Annotated in this window: 3 protein-coding genes; 1 reads left to right on the top strand and 2 read right to left on the bottom strand. The window is 67.7% G+C overall.

The annotated features are described in order from the left end of the window. Nucleotides 1-388: flavin reductase family protein (locus tag VAE46_RS10060; RefSeq protein WP_322796803.1), on the top strand; the 388-nt coding region annotated here is incomplete at its 5' end. A 70-nt stretch (nt 389-458) separates the two neighbouring features. On the opposite strand, the gene VAE46_RS10055 is transcribed toward VAE46_RS10060, so the two are convergent. Both VAE46_RS10055 and nadE read right to left on the bottom strand, forming a co-directional pair. Further along, nucleotides 459-1598, bottom strand: a complete 1140-nt coding sequence (locus tag VAE46_RS10055; RefSeq protein WP_322796802.1) for a citrate/2-methylcitrate synthase — start codon at nt 1596-1598, stop codon at nt 459-461. 94 nt (nt 1599-1692) lie between these two features. After that, on the bottom strand, nt 1693-2242 hold a 550-nt coding region (nadE, locus tag VAE46_RS10050), incomplete at its 5' end, for an NAD(+) synthase (RefSeq protein WP_322796801.1).

The following is a 2242-nucleotide window of genomic DNA, read 5'->3' as shown; positions in this document are numbered from 1 at the left end:
AACCTTCGCTCCCCTCTACATCGACGCCCCCCTCATCGAAGGCTGCCTCGCCTGGGTCGAGTGCCTCGTGCATGACGCCATCCGCACCGGCGACCACACCCTCTTCGTCGCCGAACCGGTCAAGGTCCAGGCCGATGACGAAGCCTATGCTGGCCGCTGGCTCCTCGCCTCACCCGAAAAAAGCCCCCTCATCTTCATCGGCGGCACCACCTACACGACCCTCGGTCCCCCGCTCGAAGCCGTCGTCCGCGTCGATGAGCATGGGGCCCTCATCGCCGAAACCCCCGAGGAGCGCGAGCAGCGCCTCGAACGCGAAGCCGCCGAGGCCGAACTCCTCCGCCGCGAAGGCGAAGAGGGCCCCCGCCAGCTCCGCGGCCTCCAGCCCTGACGCCCGTCCAACCAATGCAAACGGGGCCGGCCCACCGGGACCGGCCCCGCGGCATCCGCGTCGGTTCGCCTCAGCCCCGCCGCTGTGCCAGCGGTACGTACGGCTGCGGGTCGGCGCCTTCGTACAGCGCGTTCGGCCGCACCAGGCGGTTGTCCGCGTACTGCTCCAGGAGGTGCGCCGTCCACCCCGCGATGCGCGACATCGCAAAGATCGGCGTATACAGGTCGCTCGGGATCCCGAGCATCTTGTAGACCGAAGCGCTGAAGAAGTCGACGTTCGGGTAGAGCGGCTTCCCCTCCAGCTTCTTCGCCAGGTAGTCCCGCAGCTTCTGCGAAAGGTGGAAGTAGTGCGCGTCCGGCGAAACCTTCGCCAGCTCCTCACCCAGCCGCTCCAGGATGATCGCCCGCGGGTCCGTCGTCTTGTACACCCGGTGCCCGATGCCCATCACCCGCTCCCCGCGCGCCAGCAGCGCATCCACGTACTCCGGGATCTTCTCCTCCGAACCAATCGCCTCCAGCGTCCGATAGACTGCCTCGTTCGCACCGCCGTGCAGCGGCCCCTTCAGCGTCCCAATCGCCGAGGCAATCGCCGAGTACATGTCGCTCAGCGTCGAGGCCGTCACCAGCGCCGAGAACGTCGAAGCGTTCATCTCGTGCTCGGCATGCAGGATCATCGCGACATCGAACACCCGCGCCTCGAGCTCCGTCGGCTCCGTGCCCTTCAGCATCCAGAGGAAGTTCGCCGCGTGGCCCAGGTCATCCCGCGGCGGCACCGGCTCCAGTCCCTGCCGAAGCCGATGGAAGTTCGCCAGGACGGTCGGCATCCGCGCCGTCAGCAGCGCCGCCGTCTGCTTCAGCTGCGCATTCGAAAGGTCGCTCGATTTCGGGTCCAGCGCCCCGGCGATAATCACCGAGATCTCCAGCGCCCGCATCGGCCGGATCTTCCCCACGATCTCGCGCTGCACCCGGGAATTCAGGTCCGAAAGCGGCCGTTCCCGCCGCAGGTGCGCCTTCAGCTCCTCCAGCTCGCTCGCAGTCGGCAGCCGCAGGTTCCAGAGCAGGAACGCGACCTCCTCGAACGTCGAATGCTCCGCGAGGTCATAGATGTTGTACCCCGCGTAGATCAGCTCGCCCTTTTGGCCGTCGATCCGGCACAGCTTCGTCGCCGTGACGTTGACGCCCTCCAGGCCTCGTGCAATCACCTCGGTCACGTTGCCTGCTCCTCTCGGCGGTCACCCGCAGATTGTATACACGAACCTTGCCCGCCTATCCTACCACGTCCGAGCGGCCCCTGCGGGGTCCCGCCTACAGGTATTTCGCCGCCAGCGGCAGCCGCCGATCCCGCCCGAACGCCCGCGGCGTAATCTTCACCCCCGGTGCCGCCTGCCGCCGCTTGTACTCGTTCCGGTCCACCATCCGCACCACCCGCTCGACGGTGGCCCGCTCGAATCCCATCGCCACAATCTCATCGACCGTCCGGTCGTCCTCCACATACGCCTCCAGGATCGGGTCCAGCACCTCGTAGGGCGGCAGCGAGTCCTGGTCCAGCTGCCCCGGTCGCAGCTCCGCGCTCGGCGGCTTCGTCAGCGAGCGCTCCGGGATCCACGGCTGCCCGGCCTGCGCATTCCGCCAGCGCGCCAGCCGGTAGACCAGCGTCTTCGGCACATCCTTCAGCACCGCATATCCGCCCGCCATATCCCCGTAGAGCGTCGCGTAGCCCGTCGCCATCTCGCTCTTGTTGCCCGTCGTCAGCACGATCGCGCCCGTCTTGTTCGAAAGCGTCATCAGCACGTTTCCCCGCTGGCGCGCCTGCAGGTTTTCCTCGGCGGTCCCCGGCTCCGGCCCCAACACCTCC

The sequence above is a fragment of the Tepidiforma sp. genome, from assembly GCF_034433535.1.
GTDB lineage: Bacteria > Chloroflexota > Dehalococcoidia > Tepidiformales > Tepidiformaceae > Tepidiforma.
This window is presented reverse-complemented; position numbering and strand designations above follow the sequence as displayed.